The 2,833-nt window shown below is 63.1% G+C and carries 2 protein-coding genes and 1 pseudogene; 1 reads left to right on the forward strand and 2 read right to left on the reverse strand.

The genetic code is table 11. From position 1 onward, the window contains the following. Nucleotides 1-55 precede the first annotated feature (55 nt). A complete protein-coding gene (locus tag MRY84_RS11100) occupies nucleotides 56-1,201 on the forward strand; it encodes a hypothetical protein (RefSeq protein ID WP_291505792.1) in 1,146 nt (381 codons plus the stop codon). A gap of 152 nt (nucleotides 1,202-1,353) precedes the next feature. On the opposite strand, the gene MRY84_RS11105 is transcribed toward MRY84_RS11100, so the two are convergent. Together MRY84_RS11105 and MRY84_RS11110 are read right to left on the reverse strand one after the other, a co-directional pair. Further along, nucleotides 1,354-2,532 carry a DUF3047 domain-containing protein gene (locus tag MRY84_RS11105; protein WP_291505793.1) on the reverse strand — a complete coding sequence of 393 codons (1,179 nt, stop codon included), beginning with the start codon at nucleotides 2,530-2,532 and terminating at the stop codon, nucleotides 1,354-1,356. 69 nt (nucleotides 2,533-2,601) lie between these two features. Beyond that, nucleotides 2,602-2,833 (reverse strand): annotated as a pseudogene (locus tag MRY84_RS11110) (DNA-3-methyladenine glycosylase 2 family protein); the annotation flags it as partial.

Below are 2,833 nucleotides of genomic sequence, written 5' to 3' on the forward strand. Positions count from 1 at the left end.
CCGAGAGCGCTGAGGAGGAAAAATTTCGGTTTCTTTACAGATAAGGGGGGTAGATATGGCTACGTTGCGCTTCGTGCTGCTGTTGGCAGTGCTCGGATTGGCGGCCTGTGATGGGGCACAAGACCGGCTCGCAACGGGAGACAATGTGTTTGAGGATCCGGACCCGACCGATAACGGCGATAACGGCGATAACGGCGGAAACGGCGGAAACGGCGGAAATGGCGGATCTGTCCCCGGCGATGGCAACGGGGGAGATACTGGCAACGGCGGGGCTGGCGATGACGACGGTAGTGATGGTGATGGCGGTACAGGAAATGGGGGAAGCGGGAATGGTGGCAGCGATGGTGATGGCGGCCTGGATACACCCCAGCGGCAATCGGCCGCTGTTATCACTTCACTCGCTAAGCTTGGGGTAAGCCTTGCGGATGCCAATGTCACCGCGCAGGATGCGGGGAGCAACGAGCCGGCAACCGCTTCACTGACCACGAAGCAGGCCTTCATGGTGCCCTGTGAATCAGGATCCGCCAGCGGTGATTCCGATTTCAGCAGCGATTTCACAACGATCACGACGCGTTTCGACTACAGCAACTGTCGACTCGGCGACTCCATTTTCGACGGTGTGCTCGTCAGCCAAACCACCTTTGATTCGCCGCCGACGGGTGGCACGCCGCCGGAACGGTTCTCGGGCACCAATACGGCGGGGGAAGGCGACGCTCCATTCTTCATTGAGGTGGTGGCGCCGGAAGCGGATCGCGTACGTATCGGACAGCTCGGTACGGTGGATTTCGAGTTCGTTCTGGACGGCCAGGAGCCGGATACGGCGGAATTCTTCTACCGTGAAACGGTGGACATCGTGAACACGGCTGATCCCGCGCTCCCGGCCGTGCGCAGTACGCTCGGGAACGCGTCGACGCCCTATCGGACCTTCGTGGATTTCATGGGTGACCAGGCAAGTCTGATCTCCGAGGGGCCCTTTGTCACCAGCGGCGACTGTGGCGAGGGAAGCGGTACCGTGAGCACGCCGACGCCGGTCATTGTCGACCTCGCGACGGGGCTGGCACGCGCTGGTCAGATCGTGGTCAACAGTACGCAGGGCACGGTAACCGCGACCTACAATGACAACGGAACGGTGACGATCGATACGCCGAGCGGCTCTCAGACCTTCACCCCGGAGGAGCTGGAAGCACTCTGCCCCGTCTAGAAACGGTCGCGAAATTGAAGCAGGGCCCGGCTTCCGCCGGGCCTTTTGCTTTGCGTACGGTGACCTCTGCGATGATGATCGCGCGCCATAGTGTGTGTGATCATCCCATCGCCTTGATTGCGCCACAGCGGCGCTTCATGGGCGCTCCGCGCTCAACGCGGCTTGGTCACGTCCTCGAGGATCCGGTCCTCGTCGCAGAGCCTGATAGCCCGATAGGCGCAAGCTCCTACGCCGCGCTGGAACAGCGAGTTGGCGATCAGCCAGATACCGACGATGCGCTCCGGGCGCGGTCCACCGATCGCCACATCGTAATCTTCTGCCACGTTGCGCGACTCGTCGAGCCAGGTGTGCAGCGGGTCGTCACCGGCGCGGCGGATGACCCAATGCGTCTCGCGCTCCTTCCACCATGGCAAAGGGCACTGGAACACCGTGTCGTGCGGCAGCGAAGCACTCCACATGTAGGTCAGATCGAGGCCATTGTCGAATTCTACGGCGATCGAAAGGTAGTCATGGGTCAAGTCGATGTGCTCGTCTTGCTCTGAGGGCAGCTGGTCGGCGCGCCACGACCATTGCAGGCGGGTCGCAGCCGAGAGTGGCTGGTCGGTGGGGTATTGCAGAATCCCCACGTCACCCCGCGTCTGGCAGCAAATTTCGCACCTGCCATCCTCGGCAGCACGCGACTCATACAACTCGCCTTCGCCGAGCCGCCAGAGGTAATGCCAGCCTTCCGGCTTCCGCACGGGGGATTCCAGCCGCTGCCGTGCGCCCTCGAAGAGGGCCGGGTCTTGCCTGCTGGCTGCAGCCAGTTGTTGCTCGGCGTCTTCACGCCAACGAATGGCTGCAACGGTCAAGCCCCCGGAGGTGAAGCGGTTGAGGGGTGACGGCTCGATATTGCCGGCAAGATCAGAGAAGGCGCCCGGCGGTGCGGCCGCGAGGCGAAGCGGACCGTCGGTATCGGCAGTAAAGGTGTGCGCATCGGCGGGGGCCCGTTGGATGGTGCCGTCGCCAATGCGGTACCAGCAACAAGCATGCGGGCCAAGGCTGACGCGCAGGGCACGCAACATGTGAACGACGCCATTGGCGATGAGTGTGACCGTGTCTCCTCGGCGAAGCTCCAGGGTGGTTGTTTGCCACTGTAGCCCTTTGGCCGGCACCCAAGCGACCGTCGAATCGTTGGTACTCTGGCGCTCTCCGAGAGTTGCGCGCAGGCGCGCAGCAAGCGCCTCCGAGGCAGGGCCGTGTTCCGTGAGCGGCGGAATCCGGCCGCGCAGGCGTTGCGCGATGTTGACGATCTTTGCCTTGGTAGCGGACGGCGCGTTTCGAAGCGGCATGACAGGGGCACGGTGCGGGAGGGTGCACACAGGCTATCGGTCCCCCCCGCTGATGCCAAACCGATGGCGCTATTGCCAGGTTCCGACCTCGCCGTCGGTCAGTCGCCACAAATACCACGAGCCGATGGAACGCCAGGGGCTCCAGCGCTCAGTGATCTGGCGCGTGGCTTTCGCGTCCAGCTTCTGACCGCCGGCGTAGAGCCGGTTCACGGCGTTGCGCAAACCGACGTCCCCCATTGAAAAGACATCGGGCCGGTGCAGCACGAAGATCAGGAACATCTCCGCGGTCCATGGCCCTACG

This window comes from Acidovorax sp., from assembly GCF_022763525.1.
In the GTDB taxonomy this organism is placed as follows: domain Bacteria; phylum Pseudomonadota; class Gammaproteobacteria; order Burkholderiales; family Burkholderiaceae_C; genus Acidovorax.

Excerpts from the sequence above, each read along its gene's own strand:
- MRY84_RS11100 (WP_291505792.1), top strand. The coding sequence starts at position 56 with ATGGCTACGTTGCGCTTCGTGCTGCTGTTGGCAGTGCTCGGATTGGCG.
- MRY84_RS11105 (WP_291505793.1), bottom strand. The coding sequence starts at position 2,532 with ATGCCGCTTCGAAACGCGCCGTCCGCTACCAAGGCAAAGATCGTCAAC.